Origin of the sequence: Candidatus Dormiibacter sp. (assembly GCF_050999135.1) — a bacterium.
GTDB classification, from domain to species: domain Bacteria; phylum Chloroflexota; class Dormibacteria; order Dormibacterales; family Dormibacteraceae; genus Dormiibacter; species Dormiibacter spiritus.
In genome coordinates this window covers 1-16,352 of the sequence record NZ_JBPCPN010000030.1, presented here as the reverse complement: position 1 = coordinate 16,352, position 16,352 = coordinate 1, and the positions used below count along the sequence as shown (strand labels likewise).

Sequence of the window (16,352 nt, the reverse complement as noted above, 5' to 3'; positions counted from 1 at the left end):
AGCAGCGGCCAACAGCAGTTGACGACCAGCGGCAACGTCCTCACCATGCTGACCGCATTCGCTGAACGCGTCCAGCCGCGCTGGGAGAAGGTCGCCGCCCTCGAAGACGCGCACGGCGTACTCATCCTGTACAAGCTGTTCACGAGCGACGGAGCCCCATCGCTCTGTGCCGATTACTTCACAGTCGACGACGCCAAGATCCAGAGCGAAACCCTGGTCTTCGATCCGGAGCCGTTCCTCGTCCGCCGCCAAGAGTCCGGCGCAGCCGCCAACCAAGCGACCGGGGAGGAGACCCCATGAGCTCGATGGTGCATTCCGCAACCGTTGCTCCGGAGCTGGCGCAGGAGCGACGCCTCGTCACGGAGATCCCCGGGCCTAAATCCCGTGAGCTGCACGCGCGGCGCGGCGCGGCCGTGGCGCGGGGGGTGAGCTCGACGCTGCCCATCTACGTTTCGCGAGCGGCCGGCGGCGTGGTGGTCGATGTCGACGGCAACTCGCTCATCGACTTCGGGGCCGGAATCGCTGTCGTGAGCGTCGGCAACAGCGCCCCGCGAGTGGTTGCGGCGGTGCAGGAGCAGGTGGCCGCTTTTACGCACACCTGCTTCATGGTGGCGCCCTACGAGGGCTATGTGGCGGTCTGCGAGCAGCTCAACCGGCTGACGCCGGGCGACCATGCCAAGCGCTCTATCCTCTTGAACTCCGGCGCCGAGGCGATCGAGAACGCCGTCAAGATCGCTCGTACGTACACGAAGCGGCAGGCGGTGGTGGCGTTCGACCACGGTTATCACGGCCGCACCAACCTGACCATGGCGCTCACCGCTAAGGCCATGCCTTACAAGAGCGGCTTCGGACCTTTCGCGCCTGAGATTTACAGGCTGCCCATGGCGTATCCATTTCGCTGGCCGACCGGCTCTGAGCGCTGCGGAGAAGAGGCCCCGGCGGCGATCATCGGCGCGATTGAAAAACACGTGGGGGCCGAGCAGGTCGCCGCGGTTGTGATCGAGCCCATCCAGGGTGAGGGCGGCTTTGTCGTCCCGCCGCCAGGTTTTCTCGCTCAGCTGGCCGAGTTCTGCCGGGACCGCGGCATAGTTTTCATCGCCGACGAGATCCAGACCGGCTTTTGCCGCACAGGTGACTGGTTCGCCTGCGAGCACGAGGGGGTGGTGCCCGACTTGATAGCCACCGCCAAGGCCATTGCCGACGGCCTGCCCCTGGCCGCGGTCACCGGCCGAGCCGAGATCATGGACAGCGTGCATGTCGGCGGCCTCGGCGGAACGTTCGGCGGCAACCCTGTCGCCTGCGCCGCTGCCCTCGGTGCAATCCAGACCATGGAGGAGCTGGACCTGACCCGCCGCGCAGTGTCAATCGGTGAGGCAATGCTGCCCCGCCTTCGCCGCCTCCAAGAGCGCCACCCTGCGATCGGTGATGTCCGGGGCCGGGGGGCGATGGTGGCTGTCGAGTTGGTCCGGCCCGGCACCAAGGAGCCTGACCCGGAGCTGACAACTGAGGTGGCGGCCGCCTGCCACAGGCGCGGTCTGCTGACACTCACCGCGGGCACGTTCAGCAACGTGCTGCGCTTCCTGCCTCCGCTGGTCATTCCCGACCACCTGCTGAAGGAGGGCTTGGACGTGCTGGACGAGGCGTTCGCCTCGCTTGGCCGGAGACGCTAGGAGCAAGCAGCCATGAGTGATGCGCCGATCGCCACCACCGACACCAGGGCCCCAACTCTCGAGCGCACCCTCACCCTGCGCACCGTCACGCTGTTCGGCCTCGCCTATCTGGCGCCGCTGATAGTTCTGGGGACGTTCGGTGTCCTGGCCGAGAGTTCCGCCGGCTCGACCGGGTCGGCCTATCTGCTCGCGCTGGTGGCGATGCTCTTCACTGCCTACAGCTACGGCAAGATGGCCGCGGCCTTCCCGGTTGCCGGCTCCGCCTACACCTTCACCCGGCGGTCGATCGGCCCTCGAATCGGCTTCATGGTCGGCTGGGCGATCCTGCTCGACTACTTCTTCATCCCAATGGCCATCTGGCTGATTGGCGCCGCCTTCCTCTCAACCGCCTTTCCCGCCGTGCCGACCTGGGTCTGGGTTATCGGCTTCATAGTCCTGACGTCCGGCCTGAACCTCGTCGGCGTCAAGCTGGCCGCCAACGTGAACTCCCTGCTGATGGTCATCCAGCTGCTCGTGCTGGGCCTGTTCATCCTCCTCTCCCTCCGCCATGTGATTGGGCTCGGAGGCGCTGGGGCTGCCTTCAACGGCGCGCCGTTCCTCAACCCGAAGACCACGATTGGCGGAGTCGCGGCGGGCGCCGCACTGGCGGCGTACTCCTTCCTGGGGTTCGACGCGGTCACCACCATGACCGAAGAGGTGATCGAGCCCAGGAAGACCGTGCCGCGCGCAATCCTGCTGATCATCCTGCTGGGCGGCGGGATGTTCGTCATCGCCTCCTACTCCACCCAGCTGGTCCACCCCGGCGGAGCATTCAAGGACTCCAGCGCCGCCGCCTTCGACATCGCCAAGACGATCGGCACCGACCTCTTCGCCTCAGTCTTCCTGGGCGGCCTGATCCTCGCCCAGTTCACTTCCGGTATCTCGGCCCAGGCCGCCGTTTCCCGACTGCTCTTCGCGATGGGCCGCGACAACGTGCTGCCCAAGCGCTTCTTCGGATTCATCCACCCAAGATTCCACACGCCTGCACTCAACATCCTTCTGGCCGGCGCGACAGGCCTGATAGCGCTGAAGCTGAGCGTGGCCACATCGACCTCCTTCATCAACTTCGGAGCCTTCACGGCATTCACGTTCGTGAACTTGTCGGTCATTGCCCTCTTCATCCGGGGACGTGGCGAGCGGGGCTGGAAGAGGGTAGTAACGGAATTCGTCGCCCCAACTATCGGCGCTGTCGTCGACGTCTGGCTTCTGCTCAGCCTCGAGAGCAACGCCAAGATCCTGGGAGTCATCTGGCTGACCCTCGGCTTGGCTTACCTGGCCTACCTGACTCGGTTGTTCCGGGTGCCGCCGCCAGAAGTTACCTATGTGGAGTAGGGGTTTGGCGTGATCGAGCTGGGCTGTCCTGCTCCTCTCGCGCCTACTCGAGGATCTCCGAGCTGTACCTGCGGAAGATTTCGGCGTGCAGCGATCGGTCGGGGGTGCCGAACAGGTCAGCGATGAGCTGGCGAAGCCGCGGCGGCAGGATGACCAGGTAGCGGGCGTCATGCGATGCCTCGTAGGTGTGGGCCACACCCGCGGGAACGAAAACTGTCGATCCGGCGCCGGCGTCGACGGACCTGTCGACAAAGCGAAACCTGAGGTTGCCCTCGAGCACGTGCCAGGCCTCGTCGTCCTCATGGTGCAGGTGCAGGTACGGCGGCCCGCTGCCCCGCCACTCGTGGAGCGCGAACGATGTCCCGTCGACGGCGATGCGCTGCTGGTCTCCTGAGCGCTCGGCCGCTCCGGGGGCGATGACGGGTGTCCCGTTCATGAGGGCCTCCTGCTGCTGTGTCGGTCGGCCAATCCAAGCCCTGGGCCGCTCACTCTGACGGTGAAAGGTTGCACCATCATGCTAACTGTGGTGTCACCAGCAGGAAAACGTTTGGCCAGCTCGGCAGTGCCAGTCGAACTGACGCTCCGGGGCTCTGAGACGGAACACTGTTTGAGCAGGCAGAGCCACGCCGGGGCCGGCCGGGCGGAGGCCTGATCAACCGGATGCTGAACAAGGAGGGGTTCGCTGGTTTCGCCCAGCATCGGCTCAGAGCCAACGGAGTGGTGATCAACGCGCTCGTGGGCGGTGCCGGAGCACCGCTCCTACTGCTCCACGGGGCGCCGCAGACCCACTTCATCTGGCATCGGATGGTCCAGCGCCTGGCGCGCGACTTCACTGTCGTCGCGACAGACCTGCGCGGCTACGGAGACTCCGACAAGCCCTCCGGGCGGTCCGATCATGCCAACTATTCGAAGCGGACCATGGCCCAAGACCAGGTCGAGGTGATGCGGTTGTTGGGCTTCGATAGCTTCCTCGTCGTAGGGCACGACAGGGGCGGGAGAGTTGGCCACCGGATGGCGCTGGATCACCCCGAGCGCGTGCGCCGGCTGGTCACCCTCGACATCGCGCCCACCCTTGCCATGTACGAGCAGACGAGTATGGAGTTCGCCAAGGCCTATTTCCACTGGTTCTTCCTGATCCAGCCCGTGCCGCTGCCTGAGAGGTTGATCGGTTCCGACCCCGAGTTCTACCTCAACTCAGTGCTCGGTGGCCGCAGCGCCGCGCTGGCTCCCTTCACCGAACCGGCGTTGGCCGAATACGTCCGCTGTCTGCGGGAGCCGGCCGCAGTCCACGCCATGTGTGAGGACTACAGGGCAGCGGCCAGCATCGACCTGGCGCACGATCGCGCCGACCGGGCGGCGGGCAGGCTGATCGAATGCGACACGCTGGCGCTTTGGGGGGCCGAGGGAGTGGTCGCCAGCTGCTTCAGGCCCTTGGCGGAGTGGCGGCGGGTGGCCCGCCGGGTCAGCGGCGCAGCCCTGGCCTGTGGCCATTACATTCCGGAGGAGGCACCCGAGGCCCTGCTCGCCGAGCTGCTGGCTTTTTTGCCCAAGGAGAACGAATGACCAGCCAGAGAATCGCCGTCATCGCGGGTGATGGAATCGGCAAGGAGGTGGTCCCGGAGGGCCTTCGAGTGCTCGAGGCGGCTGCGGGACGGTTCAGGCTGGACCTAAGCTGGGACCACTTCGACTGGAGCTGCGACCACTACCTGCGGCACGGGCGGATGATGCCGGAGGACTGGGCGGAGAGGATCGGCGGCCACGACGCCATCTTCTTCGGCGCCGTGGGCTGGCCGGCGCTGGTGCCGGACCACGTCTCGCTGTGGGGCTCACTGGTCGAGATCCGGCGAACCTTCGACCTGTATGCCAACCTGCGCCCGGTCCGTCTGATGCCGGGGGTCCCGTCGCCCCTGGCGGGTCGCGCAGTTGGCGACATCGACTTCCTGGTAGTGCGCGAGAACACCGAGGGCGAGTACTCATCCGTGGGGGGCAGGCTCTTCGCAGGGACCGAGCGGGAGACGGTGGTCCAGGAGAGCATCTTCACCCGCACGGGCGTCGACAGGATCATGAGGTTCGCCTTCGAACTGGCCCGCCGCCGCCCCCGGCACCACGTCACCTCCGCCACCAAGTCCAACGGCATCTCCATTTCGATGCCGTACTGGGACGAGCGCTTCGCGGCCATCTCGGCCGACTACCCCGAGGTGATCACCGACAAGTACCACATCGACATCCTGACCGCCCACTTTGTGCGCAACCCAGACCGCTTTGATGTGGTTGTCGCCTCCAACCTCTTTGGCGACATCCTCTCCGACCTTGGGCCGGCGTGCACCGGAACCATAGGGATCGCGCCCTCGGCGAACCTGAACCCGGAACGCAGATTTCCGTCCCTCTTCGAGCCGGTTCACGGCTCCGCGCCGGACATCCACGGCCTGGGGATCGCCAACCCCGTGGGGCAGATCTGGTGCGGTGCGATGATGCTGGAGCACCTCGGCCATCCGGCGGCTGCTGCTGCTGTCATGGCCGCGGTCGAGGCGGTGCTGGCGGAGGGACCGAGGACGCCTGACATGGGCGGCACGGCGTCCACCGAGGAGATGGGAGAAGCGATCGCGTCTGCCCTCTAGCAAGGCTGTGGCGCGCCGGGAGGCAAGGCGCGCCCGCGCTTCCTCGGGTGAGTCGCGAGCTCAGGCAAGAGCCTTCCAGGCACGGCGGAAAGCTGGCAGGAAGAAATCGCACAGCGCCGCGGTTGACGTGACTTGCGGCCCTCCCAAGTAGATATGCGCGGCCGATGGATCAGCCAACCCCAGGAGTTGCAAATGCCCAGATTGATGATTGTTGTAGCCAGCACCCGGCCCGGACGGGTGGGATTGCCAGTGGCTGAGTGGTTTCGCCAGGTCGCCGAGGACGATGGCTCCTTTGAGGTCGACTTCGCCGACCTGGCAGAGATCAGGCTTCCATTCTTGGACGAGCCGCATCATCCGCGGCTCCGCCAGTACGAGCACGAGCACACAAAGGCCTGGAGCCGCCGCGTCGACTCCGCTGATGCGTTCGTGTTCGTCACGCCTGAATACAACTACGGCATGCCCGCCACGCTGCTGAACGCTTTGGACTTCCTGGTTCACGAGTGGATGTACAAGCCTGTCGGTTTCGTCAGCTACGGTGGCGTGTCAGGTGGCACCCGCTCGGTGCAGATGGCCAAGCTGGTCATCACCTCCTTGAAGCTGGTTCCGCTCCCGGAGGCTGTGAACATCCCCTTCGTGGCCCAATTCCTGAAGGAGGGAAGGTTGGAGCCCAACGAGATAACTGCCACCGCCGCCGCCACCTTGCTGAAGGAGCTGGCGCGCGTGGGCGAGGCGCTGGCACCCCTGCGCGCGAGGGCTGCCTAGCTATGGGGCCCGCAGGAGATCGGTTGGAAATGCGCTTGGCAGGCATCCACCACATCAGCGCCATCACGGGCGATGCCCGGCGCAACCTGCAGTTCTATACCGGAGCCCTGGGTCTGCGCCTGGTGGCCAAAAGCGTGAACCAGGACGACCCCGGCGTCTACCACGTCTTCTATGGCGAGGAGCAGGCGCGTCCTGGCGCCGATCTCACGTTCTTTGAATATCCGGGCGCTCAGCCCGGCCGGGCGGGGGCCGGGATGGTGCACAGGATCGTCTGGCGGGTTGGTTCCAGCCAAGCGCTGGAATTCTGGCAAGAGCGTCTGGCAGGCGCCGGCGTGGAAACCCGCCCCGAGCACAATGCACTCCTGTTCCGAGATCCTGAAGGACTGGCTCATGAGCTCGTCCTGAACGAGGGACCTGACGAGCCGCTCAGCGCGCGGCACCCGGAGATTCCGGCGGAGCTGGCCCTGCAGGGCTTTGCCGGCGTTCGCGCCTATAGTCGCCGGCCCGCGGCCAGCGATGGCCTTCTGGCAGACCTGATGCGGGCAGAATCGCGGCCCGGCGGTGGCTGGGAGCTCCGCGGCGCGCGGCGAGGCGGCTGGATCAGCTTCGATCCTGCGCCCGAGGCGCCCGCGCGGCCGAGCGCAGGCACAGTGCATCACGTGGCCTGGAGCACAACCGATGCCGAGCAGCCGGCCTGGCTGGAGGAGCTGAACACTGAGGGGGTCCCCAACAGCGGTCTCATCGACCGCCACTTCTTCCACTCGGTGTACTTCCGGGAGCCGGGCGGCATCCTCTACGAGCTGGCCACTGAGGAGCCCGGCTTCATGGTGGACGGACCGCTTAGCCAGCTGGGCACGAAGCTGATCCTGCCTCCGTGGTTGGAACCGCAGCGCGCCGCGATCGAAGGGCGCCTGACTCCCCTGCCGGACCCCCGCGCGACCTGGCCTGGTTCGCGCCTGATCAGTCGACGGAGAGCTCACCCGACAGCACGGCAGCGACTTCTCCGCCCACCTCAACCAGTGAGGGAGAGTCACCTCCGGGTTCGTAAGTCAGCTCCACGTGAAGCAGGCTGCGGCGGCCCATCTTGGTGCCCTGCTCAATGAGGAGGGCGACGCTGGCCCCGCGCTGCACGATGCCATGGCGGACAGCGAAGGCGGCCAGTGGACCCGCTGCGGAGCCGGTGGCCGGATCCTCGCTCACACCTACCGCGGGGCCGAACATCCGCCCATAGAGCCGGTCGGGCGCTGCCGCTGCAAAGAGGTACACAGGAACTGCCAGGTGCTCGCCCAGCGCGCCGAGAAGATGGCCGTCGGAGACAGCGCGGTCCACCGTCTCGAGATGCCGCAACGCCACATACAGCTTGGGGCCGCCAGAATCGACTAGCTGGATCGGCACAGTCGGAAGGAGGTCCGGCTCGGCCAGGTGGAGCGCTGCCGCCACCCGAGCCCTGTCGTCGATCACCAGGCCGAAGGAGATCGGGGGGCAGGTGAGCCAGAACATCGGCTCGGCGCGTTCGCCGGCCGACTTGCGAATTTGAACCGGGCCAACTTCCTCGTCCAGAGTGAAGTGCTCGAGGCCGTCGAGGCGGCCTTCCGACCAAAGGGCCCAGGCAGCACCAATGGTGGGGTGGCCGGCGAACGGCAGCTCGGTGGAAGGCGTGAAGATCTTGGCTCTGGCTGCGCTGCCCGGATTGACAGGAGGCAGTAGGAACACGGTCTCGGAGAGGTTCATCTCACGAGCGATAGCCTGCATGGTCTCTGGCGCCAAACCTTCGGCATCCAGCACCACTGCCAGGCCATTGCCCTCGAGGCGTCGGCGCGTGAAAACGTCGAAGGTCCGAATCTTGTAGGTCAACCGGGGTCCTCCTCTTGTATTTACTGTCTCATCCAGACCAACCGCGGTGCGGGCGGCTGGATTCCTGGGCCGCGCTAGATGCCAAGGTAGGCTTTGCGGATCTCCGGGTTGGACTCGAGTTCGGTCGCCGTACCACTCAATGCCACGCGGCCGTTCTCCAGCACGTAGCCTCTGTCAGCGGCCTCCAGGGCCACCAGCACGTCCTGCTCCACCAGGAGGATGGAGGTGCCGTCGCGGTTGATGGTCTGCGCGACCTCGATCACGCGATCGACTACCTTGGGCGCTAGGCCCAGCGAGGGCTCATCGATCATCAGCAGCTTCGGTCGCGCCATCAGCCCGCGACCTATCGCCACCATCTGCTGCTCGCCACCCGACAGCGTCCCGGCGCTGCGCTGCAGCTTGTCCTTCAGGGCGGGAAAGTAGTCAAGCACTTTGTCCAGGTCGGCGCCGATCTCTCGGTCCCGGCGGACATAGGCGCCGAGCCTCAGGTTCCGCTCCACGCTGAGGCCGGCGAAGAGCCGGCGACCCTGCGGCACGTGGGCCAGCCCTGCCGCAACCACTCTCTCGGGCCGGGCATTGGTCAGGTCTCGGCCCGCAAAGTGAACGGAGCCCGAGGAGGCGGGCAGCAACCCACTCAGCACGCCCAGCAGGGTCGACTTGCCGGCGCCATTGGCGCCGATCAGCGCCACCAGCTCGCCGGCGTAAAAGTCCAAGTCCACTTCGAAGAGCACAGGACCGGCGCCGAAGCCGGCGGTCAGCTGGCGCACCTGCAGCAGCGGCTCAGCCACCGGCTCGCCGCACTCGCGCCGCGTACTTCTCACCGAGATAGGCCTCGATCACGCGCTCATCGCGCAGTACCTCCTCGGGAGTGCCGGCCGCCAGCGGCTGGCCGAAGTTGAGCACGACCACGCGCTGACAGAGGCCGACCACCACCTTCATGACGTGCTCGATCAGAACAATCGTCACGCCGCTCTGGTGGACGGTCCTCACCATGTCGAGCGCCTCATCCACCTCGACGGCGTTGAGGCCGGCCATGACCTCGTCCAGCAGAAGCAGCCGCGGCTTGGTGGCCAGCGCCCGGGCCACCTCCAGCCGCTTCCGATCGGGGATGGTCAGGCTGCCGACCGGGTTGCCGCTCTTGGCGGCCATGCCCACCAGCTCCAGCACGTCATCGGCGGCTTGGAAGGCCTGCCGAGGCTGGAGGTTGCTCGCTCCGAACAGCGCTCCCACCGCGGCGTTTTCCCGGACTGTCATGGAGAGGAACGGCTTGACCACCTGAAACGTCCGGCCGATGCCTAGGCGGGCGATCCTGTGCGGAGGCAGGCCGGAGATCCGCTGCCCGGCGAAATGGATCGACCCTCCGTCCAGCGGAAAGACGCCGCTGATGCAGTTCAGCAGCGTGGTCTTACCCGCGCCGTTTGGTCCTATCAGGCCAAGGATTTCGCCCTGCTCCACTTGGAAGCCGACATCGGTCAAGGCGCTGACGCCGCCGAAGCGCTTGTTGACGTGCGCGAGTGAGAGGAGAGCCATAGCCGCCCGGTCAGACGGAGGTTTCGCGCAGCGTCCGGCGCAGGTAGCCGAGGGAGAGCCGCGACGAGCCGCCGAAGAAGTCGACCAACCCGCGCGGCACGAAGATCACTGTTACCGCCAGCAGCAGGCCCAGTCCGATCTGAGCGTAGACAGCTACAGTGCCCTGACCCGCCAGAGCCTGGAGCAGCAGCTCCAGCAGGATGGCGCCCAGCACAGGTCCGAAGAGCGTGCCGGCGCCGCCCACCACGGCCATGAGGATCATCTGGATGTTGAAATCGAGCGAGAAGCCCAGCTCCTGGTTGATGAAGCTGTTCCAGACGGCGAAGACGGCGCCCGCCAAGCCGGTCAGACCGGCGGCCAGGGCAAAGGCAGCCACCTTGTAGAGCGTCGTGTTCACGCCCAGCACCGCCGCCGCGTCCTCGTTCTCGCGGATGGCGATCAGCCCGTAGCCGAAGCGGCTGCGGAGGACCAAGTAGACGGAGCCGACCGCGATGGCGGCCGCGGCCACCATGAGATAGAGGAAGAGCAGGTCCCCTCGGCGCACGATGGGGGGGAAGAGGCCGTTGGCCCCGCCCAGGTACTCCACGTTCTTCACCACCTCGCCCACCGCCACGGCGGTGCCCAGCGTGGCGATGGAAAAATAGTGGCTGCGCAGACGGAGGAGTGGTAGGCCGACGAAGACTGCGAAGGCGATGGGGACCAGCGGGGCCAGCGCGATGCCGGCGAGCATGGGCAGGTGGAACTTGTGAGGGTCGACGAGCACCGCGCAGGCATAGGCGCCCAGCCCGAAGAACGCAACATTGCCGAAAGCTCCATAGCCGGTCAGGCCGCCCACCAGGTTCCAGGCGGTCGCCATCACCACGAACATGGCGATTGTGGTCAGAATCCTGATCTGCGACTTGTCGACGAGGACCGGCAGGCCCAGCGCGTCAGCTTGATCGCTGGTGGAGAGGGGGGCGATCAACACCAGCAGGACCGCCAGCGCGAAGACAGCCAGCAGAACGCGGCGGAGTCGGCGGCCGCCGGCGTCCGGCCGGGTCGAGAAGGAGCCGCTCGGCTGGCTGTCGGGCATCAGACAGGTCGGCCCATGAGCCCGCGCGGCCGCACTGCCAGGACCACCACCAGGATCGCGAAGGCGATGGCGTTGGCCCAGCCCGCGCCCAGGCCTGGGACCATCGTCTGGGCAAGGGTCTCGACCACTCCGAAGAGCAGTCCGCCCACCACTGTGGCGCTGACTCGACCCAGGCCGCCCAGTATCACCACCACGAAGGCCTGCAGGGTGTACGGCTCACCGGCGCTGGGCGTGATGGCCTGAGCTGTGCTGATCAGCCCCCCGGCCACGCCGGCGCAGGCGGCGCCGATTCCGAAGGTCAGCGCATAGACGTGGCGGAGGTCGACACCGACCAGCTGGGCGGCATCGCGATCGGCCCCCACCGCCTGAATGGCACCGCCAATCCGGCTGCGCGCCAAGAACAACGCCACAGCTCCGGCCAGGAGCAGGGCGACGGCGAGTCCTGCCACTCGGATGTAGGGCAGCTGCACCCCGCCCAGCGATAGCCCGCTGCCCGAGTAGCTGGGCGTGACCGACCGGAAGTCGGACTTGAAGAGCAGCAGCAGGACGTTGATGATCACGAGGTTCACGCCGAAGGTGAGCAGCAGCGTGAAGAAGATAGGGGCTCTGATCACACGGTTGATGAGCAGCCGCTGCACCACGTAGCCGATCACGAACAGCGCCGCCGCAACTATCGGGATCGACAGGAACGGGTCGACGTTGAAGGCGCTGAACAAGAGCCAGGTCAAGTACGCGCCGATGATCACGAGTCCGCCATGGGCCAGGTTGACAATGTTCAGAACGCCCCAGACGAGGCTGAAGCCGATGGCGACCGCCACGTAGACGCCGCCGATCAGCAGGCCCAGCACCAACTGCTGAACTAACAGCGTCACGCGTTCAGTCCGAGGTGCGCGGAGGCGGCAGGAAGGTGCGGCGGCCTACTGGTGCACCGCTGCCGAATTAGCTTTCGGCTTCGCGTCCAACTGGAATCTCAGATGCTTAACGGTACTCACCTGATTTGGTTCCCTGGAGGATCGGGCAAGACGCCGGCTACCCTCAGCGCCTCGTGCGCTGCGAGGAATGCTTGGCGGCCTGCTGGCGTACCGCAGTAGACAGTTGCGTGAATCAAGGTCTCTTTGATCTCGTCAGCCGTCACACCGCTTGTCAACGCTGCCTTAACGTAGATGCCCAGTTCTTGAGCCCGACCGAGCGCCGCCAGTATTCCGAGGTTCAGGATGCTGCGAGTCTTGCGATCAAGTCCCGGGCGGCTCCAAGCGTATCCCCACGCCCACTCCGTCACGATGCGCTGGAAGGCCATCATGAAGTCGTCAGTGTCCGCAAGGTTGGCATTGACGTAGTCGACGCCGAGGACCTCTCGTCGCACTTGCAGGCCCCGGTCGAAAAGGTCGTTCTCAGTCATCGTTGGCCTCCTGTCGCTCATTCCTGCCTCCCGACCTAAAAGCGCGAGCTATTTACGACGCGCTGCACTAGCGAGAGCTCCAGGCGGGTGTCGGGTACTGGGGCTTGGCGTCCGCCACGTCCGGCGGGAAGACGGTGTGATGCTTGCCATCGGTCTGGATCTGCTCCACCACCATCGGCTTGTAGGTGTTGATGCCGCGGCTGTCGAACTTGATCCGGCCGAAGAACGTAATCACGTCCAGCGAGGCGAGCGCATCGCGAACCTTGTCGGGCTTCACGCTGCCGGCGTTCTCGATCGCCTTCTGCAGGGCCAGGCAGGCGGCGGTGGACTCGGCGACATGGTAGTCAGGATCGTCGCTGGTCGCGTACTTCTTCTTGTAGGCGGCCACATAGTCGGGCACCGACAGGTAGAAGGAAGGCTTGTACTTCACCTGGGGCGTCCACTGCGAGCCGCCGTAGACGTAATGCGAGTCAGGGCCCAGGGAGTTGACGAAGTCAGGCGTCGAGGGACCCACCGAGTAGGCGTAGAGCTTCGCCTCCAAGCGCAGGTCCTTGGCGGCTTTGTTGATCGCCACCGCCTCCGCCAAGTGACCTGAGTTCAGGACCATGTCCGGGTTCTTGGCCTTGGCGTTGGCGACCAGACCGGAGAGGTTGGTCGAGCCGTTCGGGTATCTGTCGGTGTAGACGACGTTGAAGCCCTTGCTGGTGGCGTATTCCTGGGCCGCCTTGGCCACCTCGAGCGAAAAGCTGTCGTCAGCGCTGAGCATCGCCATCGTGCTCGGCTTGGGGTTGAGCGTCGCAGCCATGTCGATCACGCCTTCGAGGTACTTGTTGGCGGGGGAGAGGACGCCAAAGGTGTACTTGTAACCGTTGTTGAAGATGGCCTGCGCGGCGCCGTTGGCCTCCACCATGGGGATGCCGTTCTTCTCCGCCACCACCGCATCGCTGGCCGTTGTCGCCGAGCCGTAAGGACCGAGCAGGAGCTGGGCCTTGTCCTGCGTGATCAGCTTGGTAGTCAGCTGGGCCGAGATGTCAGGCTTGCTCTGGTCGTCCTCGTACTTGAGCACCACCTTGTGCTTGGTGCCGTTCGCGTTGACGCCGCCCTGGGCGTTGATCCAGTCGAGCCAGAGGTCGTAGCCCTGCTTCGCCAGCCCACCCTCCTTGGCCTGGACGCCTGTGATCGACATCGGCACGCCGATGACCAGGTCCTGGCCGGTCTGGGAGCCGCCTGATGAGCCGGCGGATCCGCCGCAGGCCACCACTGTCAGAGCGAACAGGGAGACAAGCGCGGAGAGGACAGATCTGGCTCGCATTCACGCTAGCCTAGCGCCTGCCGCTCAGGTTTGGGCAGGGAACCCTTTGGAATTCCGGAACGGCGGCGCCGGTAGAATTACTCAGGCTGCCCGCCGGCGGCGAGGTCTTGAGGCATTTCAACGTGCGCTCAAAACGATCGCCCCTGCGTCCAGTCTAAGAGAACCATGCCGAAGCTTCGCCACGACATCAGGAACGTAGCCATCATCGCGCACGTCGACCACGGAAAGACGACGCTCGTCGACGCGCTGCTGAAGCAGAGCCACACCTTCCGGGAGAACCAGGAGATGGGCAGCCTCATCATGGACTCCAACTCGCTCGAGCGCGAGAAGGGCATCACCATCCTGGCCAAGAACGCAGCCATCCGGCATCAGGGCGTGACAATCAACATCATCGACACGCCTGGTCACTCCGACTTTGGCGGCGAGGTGGAGCGGGTGCTCAACATGGCTGATGGCTGCCTGCTGCTGGTTGACGCGGCGGAAGGGCCCATGCCGCAGACCCGCTTCGTACTGCAGAAGGCGTTCGAAGTCGGCCTCCGGATCATTGTCGTGATCAACAAGCTGGACCGTCCGAATTCAGACGCCAAGCGCGCGTTGGAGCAGGTTCACGATCTGTTCCTGGAGTTGGCCGAGGAGGCCGACCAGCTGGACGCTCCGGTCATCTACGCGATCGCCAAGCAGGGCCGCTCGGGTCCCACGCCCGAGTCGCTGGAGGACTCGCTCGAGCCTCTCTTCCGGGCGATCAGGGACCACGTTCCCGCGCCGGTCGCGGAGGACGGTGGTTTTCAGATGCTGGTAGCCAACCGCGCCTATGACGACTACACAGGCACGCTGGCCATTGGCCGGATCTTCCGCGGCTCAGTGGCCGCCGGCGACGAGGTGTCGGTCCTGACCGGGTCCGGCGAACCGCGCCGCGCCAAGGTCGGCCAGGTCCTGCTCCACCGCGGCCTGGGCCGCGAATCGGTGGAGCGGGCCGACGCGGGCGACATCGCGCTGCTCACAGGGCTGGCCGACGTCACCATCGGCGACACGCTGGCGGACCCCGAGAGCCCCGATCCGCTGCCACGGATTCAGATCGAGGAGCCGACGGTGCGGATGACGTTCGGCGTGAACACATCGCCTGTTGCCGGCAGGGAGGGCAAGTTCAGCACCTCGCGCCAGCTACGTGCCCGGCTCTATTGGGAGCTCGAGCTGAATCTGGGGCTGCGGGTGGAGGACACTGACGCGGCCGAGCAGTTCCAGGTCAGCGGGCGAGGTGAGCTGCACCTGGCGGTCCTGATCGAGAGCATGCGGCGGGAGGGGTACGAGTTCGAGGTCTCTCGTCCCCAGGCCATCATCAAGCACGTCGATGGCCAGGCGTTGGAGCCTGTCGAGCGCCTTACCGTCGACCTGCGGGAGGAGTACCTGGGGGCAGTGACCGAGGCGCTCGGCCGCCGGCGCGCTCAGATGCTCGAGATCAATTACGACAGCTCGGGCGGCGTCCGAGCCGACTTCATGATCCCGACCAGGGGTCTGATCGGCTTTCGCAATGCGTTCCTGACCCTCACCGCGGGCACGGGCATCATGGGCTCGATAGACATGGGCTTTCGGCCCTACGCGGGCGACTTCTCGGATCAGCGCAACGGTGCGCTAACCGCATCCTCCGCGGGCGCAACTCTCACCTACGGTCTCGCCGCCGCTCAGGAGCGTGGCACCACCTTCATCGAGCCTGGCACGGCTGTGTACGAGGGGATGATCGTCGGCGTGCAGAAGCGGCCGGGCGATATGGCAGTGAACGTCTGCCGGGAGAAGAAGCAGTCCAACATCCGCTCCTCCACTGCTGACATCGCCGTCCGCCTGACCCCCGCTCACAAGCTCAGCCTCGAACAGTCGCTCGACTTTCTCAACGACGACGAGCTGCTCGAGGTCACCCCACTCAACCTGCGCCTGCGCAAGCGCCATCTGACCGAGGTCGACCAGGCCCGAGCGCGGCGCCGCGCAGAGGCAGCGACCGGCTAGCTTGCGGCGCCGGAGCAGTTCGCCTCAGTCGAGCCGCACAATTAGCTAGGCTCGGGCCCATGGTCGACCGCGCATTCCCAGTCATCTTCGCGGCCGAAGTCAACACCTCAGCTGGGTTCTACGAGGGACTCGGGTTTCAGCGGCACTGCCAGCTGCCCGCCGACGGCGAACCTGGCTACGTTGGGCTGCGGCGAGGGACCTTCGAGGTGGCCGTGGTGTCGACTGACTGGCCCCAGCAGCATTACGGCGCCAGGGCGGGTACTGATGTGCGGTTCGAGATGTTCGTCTACGTCGACGACGTCGACGGCCTCGTGGCGCGACTGCGCCACCAGGGGACCACTGTCCTTCGCGAGGCCGAGGACATGCCGTGGGGCGAACGCGTTGCCTACGTCACCGATCCCGACGGCAATCCGGTCGGTCTGGCCCGAGCAGCGACCGGGACCTGATCCTGCGCGCGCTGGAAGCGCCCTTGCCAACTGGTCGCTACACGCCCGGTCGACGACGGATTAGAGTCTTCGATCCCCAAGTAGTGGAGGCGCTCGTAGGTGGAGTCGTCCTCCCCCCGCGCCGCGGGGGGAGGTGCGGAGGGGGGCGCTAACGGCCTGGCTTGCGGCGAACGGGCAATGGTGAGAGCTAGCTTGCACGGCTTTCGAGATGTGTAGACAACTGGGGGCTTCCCAGGCGTAGAGGTGGCGGCTCATCCTGTGGGTGCTGTGAATCCATTGGAGGGAGCCGCCATGACAAATGATGACCTCATCTATCGCCA

The 16,352-nt window shown here is 65.9% G+C and carries 16 protein-coding genes and 1 pseudogene; 9 read left to right on the top strand and 8 right to left on the bottom strand.

Going from position 1 to position 16,352, the window contains the following annotated elements; all coding sequences use genetic code 11:
* Positions 1-18 precede the first annotated feature (18 nt).
* From ACR2MZ_RS08135 to ACR2MZ_RS08125, 3 genes are read left to right on the top strand one after another with little or no spacing between them, the layout of a single operon-like run.
* Positions 19-300 carry a hypothetical protein gene (locus ACR2MZ_RS08135; RefSeq protein ID WP_434004565.1) on the top strand — a complete coding sequence of 94 codons (282 nt, stop codon included), beginning with the start codon at positions 19-21 and terminating at the stop codon, positions 298-300.
* Complete coding sequence (gabT, locus tag ACR2MZ_RS08130; protein ID WP_434004564.1) at positions 297-1,670, top strand: 4-aminobutyrate--2-oxoglutarate transaminase; 1,374 nt, start codon at positions 297-299, stop codon at positions 1,668-1,670. The genes ACR2MZ_RS08135 and gabT overlap by 4 nt, the downstream gene beginning before the upstream one ends.
* Before the next feature lie 12 nt (positions 1,671-1,682).
* Positions 1,683-3,041: an APC family permease gene (locus ACR2MZ_RS08125; RefSeq protein ID WP_434004563.1), complete on the top strand. Its 1,359-nt coding sequence runs from the start codon at positions 1,683-1,685 to the stop codon at positions 3,039-3,041.
* A 43-nt stretch (positions 3,042-3,084) separates the two neighbouring features.
* Here the strand turns inward: ACR2MZ_RS08125 and ACR2MZ_RS08120 are convergent, their stop codons facing one another.
* Positions 3,085-3,477, bottom strand: a complete 393-nt coding sequence (locus ACR2MZ_RS08120; protein WP_434004562.1) for a cupin domain-containing protein — start codon at positions 3,475-3,477, stop codon at positions 3,085-3,087.
* Positions 3,478-3,701: 224 nt separating this feature from the next.
* Between ACR2MZ_RS08120 and ACR2MZ_RS08115 the strand changes: the two genes are divergently transcribed.
* The 4 genes from ACR2MZ_RS08115 to ACR2MZ_RS08100 all read left to right on the top strand — a co-directional run bounded on the left by ACR2MZ_RS08115 (position 3,702) and on the right by ACR2MZ_RS08100 (position 7,524).
* A complete protein-coding gene (locus ACR2MZ_RS08115) occupies positions 3,702-4,604 on the top strand; it encodes an alpha/beta fold hydrolase (RefSeq protein ID WP_434004561.1) in 903 nt (300 codons plus the stop codon).
* Positions 4,601-5,659: a tartrate dehydrogenase gene (locus tag ACR2MZ_RS08110; protein WP_434004560.1), complete on the top strand. Its 1,059-nt coding sequence runs from the start codon at positions 4,601-4,603 to the stop codon at positions 5,657-5,659. Before ACR2MZ_RS08115 ends, ACR2MZ_RS08110 begins: the two co-directional genes overlap by 4 nt.
* 192 nt (positions 5,660-5,851) lie before the next feature.
* A complete protein-coding gene (locus tag ACR2MZ_RS08105) occupies positions 5,852-6,421 on the top strand; it encodes an NADPH-dependent FMN reductase (RefSeq protein ID WP_434004559.1) in 570 nt (189 codons plus the stop codon).
* Positions 6,422-6,423: 2 nt separating this feature from the next.
* Positions 6,424-7,524: a VOC family protein gene (locus ACR2MZ_RS08100; protein WP_434004558.1), complete on the top strand. Its 1,101-nt coding sequence runs from the start codon at positions 6,424-6,426 to the stop codon at positions 7,522-7,524.
* Here the strand turns inward: ACR2MZ_RS08100 and ACR2MZ_RS08095 are convergent.
* The 7 genes and pseudogenes from ACR2MZ_RS08095 to ACR2MZ_RS08065 all read right to left on the bottom strand — a co-directional run.
* Positions 7,451-8,275 (bottom strand): annotated as a pseudogene (locus tag ACR2MZ_RS08095) (PhzF family phenazine biosynthesis protein); the annotation flags it as partial. The gene ACR2MZ_RS08100 and the pseudogene ACR2MZ_RS08095 overlap by 74 nt on opposite strands.
* A gap of 74 nt (positions 8,276-8,349) precedes the next feature.
* Positions 8,350-9,063, bottom strand: coding sequence for an ABC transporter ATP-binding protein (locus ACR2MZ_RS08090; protein ID WP_434004557.1), 714 nt, complete (start codon positions 9,061-9,063; stop codon positions 8,350-8,352).
* Positions 9,056-9,805 carry an ABC transporter ATP-binding protein gene (locus tag ACR2MZ_RS08085; RefSeq protein WP_434004556.1) on the bottom strand — a complete coding sequence of 250 codons (750 nt, stop codon included), beginning with the start codon at positions 9,803-9,805 and terminating at the stop codon, positions 9,056-9,058. Before ACR2MZ_RS08085 ends, ACR2MZ_RS08090 begins: the two co-directional genes overlap by 8 nt.
* A gap of 10 nt (positions 9,806-9,815) precedes the next feature.
* On the bottom strand, positions 9,816-10,877 hold the full coding sequence (locus tag ACR2MZ_RS08080) for a branched-chain amino acid ABC transporter permease (RefSeq protein ID WP_434004555.1): 1,062 nt from the start codon (positions 10,875-10,877) through the stop codon (positions 9,816-9,818).
* On the bottom strand, positions 10,877-11,749 hold the full coding sequence (locus ACR2MZ_RS08075) for a branched-chain amino acid ABC transporter permease (RefSeq protein ID WP_434004554.1): 873 nt from the start codon (positions 11,747-11,749) through the stop codon (positions 10,877-10,879). The genes ACR2MZ_RS08080 and ACR2MZ_RS08075 overlap by 1 nt, the downstream gene beginning before the upstream one ends.
* Before the next feature lie 116 nt (positions 11,750-11,865).
* Positions 11,866-12,276 (bottom strand): carboxymuconolactone decarboxylase family protein, encoded by a 411-nt coding sequence (locus ACR2MZ_RS08070; protein ID WP_434004553.1) that lies wholly within the window; start codon positions 12,274-12,276, stop codon positions 11,866-11,868.
* A 67-nt stretch (positions 12,277-12,343) separates the two neighbouring features.
* Positions 12,344-13,588, bottom strand: a complete 1,245-nt coding sequence (locus tag ACR2MZ_RS08065; protein ID WP_434004552.1) for an amino acid ABC transporter substrate-binding protein — start codon at positions 13,586-13,588, stop codon at positions 12,344-12,346.
* Positions 13,589-13,753: 165 nt separating this feature from the next.
* On the opposite strand from ACR2MZ_RS08065, the gene typA reads away from it, so the two are divergent.
* Both typA and ACR2MZ_RS08055 read left to right on the top strand, forming a co-directional pair.
* Positions 13,754-15,586, top strand: coding sequence for a translational GTPase TypA (typA, locus tag ACR2MZ_RS08060; RefSeq protein WP_434004551.1), 1,833 nt, complete (start codon positions 13,754-13,756; stop codon positions 15,584-15,586).
* 59 nt (positions 15,587-15,645) lie between these two features.
* A complete protein-coding gene (locus tag ACR2MZ_RS08055) occupies positions 15,646-16,032 on the top strand; it encodes a VOC family protein (RefSeq protein WP_434004550.1) in 387 nt (128 codons plus the stop codon).
* Positions 16,033-16,352: the final 320 nt, after the last annotated feature.

Bases quoted from the DNA above. Each gene is read 5' to 3' on its own strand.
- ACR2MZ_RS08125 (WP_434004563.1), top strand. From the start codon at position 1,683: ATGAGTGATGCGCCGATCGCCACCACCGACACCAGGGCCCCAACTCTC.
- typA (WP_434004551.1), top strand. From the start codon at position 13,754: ATGCCGAAGCTTCGCCACGACATCAGGAACGTAGCCATCATCGCGCAC.
- ACR2MZ_RS08070 (WP_434004553.1), bottom strand. From the start codon at position 12,276: ATGACTGAGAACGACCTTTTCGACCGGGGCCTGCAAGTGCGACGAGAG.
- ACR2MZ_RS08065 (WP_434004552.1), bottom strand. From the start codon at position 13,588: ATGCGAGCCAGATCTGTCCTCTCCGCGCTTGTCTCCCTGTTCGCTCTG.
- ACR2MZ_RS08105 (WP_434004559.1), top strand. From the start codon at position 5,852: ATGCCCAGATTGATGATTGTTGTAGCCAGCACCCGGCCCGGACGGGTG.
- ACR2MZ_RS08080 (WP_434004555.1), bottom strand. From the start codon at position 10,877: ATGCCCGACAGCCAGCCGAGCGGCTCCTTCTCGACCCGGCCGGACGCC.
- ACR2MZ_RS08110 (WP_434004560.1), top strand. From the start codon at position 4,601: ATGACCAGCCAGAGAATCGCCGTCATCGCGGGTGATGGAATCGGCAAG.
- ACR2MZ_RS08085 (WP_434004556.1), bottom strand. From the start codon at position 9,805: ATGGCTCTCCTCTCACTCGCGCACGTCAACAAGCGCTTCGGCGGCGTC.
- ACR2MZ_RS08100 (WP_434004558.1), top strand. From the start codon at position 6,424: ATGGGGCCCGCAGGAGATCGGTTGGAAATGCGCTTGGCAGGCATCCAC.
- gabT (WP_434004564.1), top strand. From the start codon at position 297: ATGAGCTCGATGGTGCATTCCGCAACCGTTGCTCCGGAGCTGGCGCAG.
- ACR2MZ_RS08115 (WP_434004561.1), top strand. From the start codon at position 3,702: ATGCTGAACAAGGAGGGGTTCGCTGGTTTCGCCCAGCATCGGCTCAGA.
- ACR2MZ_RS08120 (WP_434004562.1), bottom strand. From the start codon at position 3,477: ATGAACGGGACACCCGTCATCGCCCCCGGAGCGGCCGAGCGCTCAGGA.
- ACR2MZ_RS08055 (WP_434004550.1), top strand. From the start codon at position 15,646: ATGGTCGACCGCGCATTCCCAGTCATCTTCGCGGCCGAAGTCAACACC.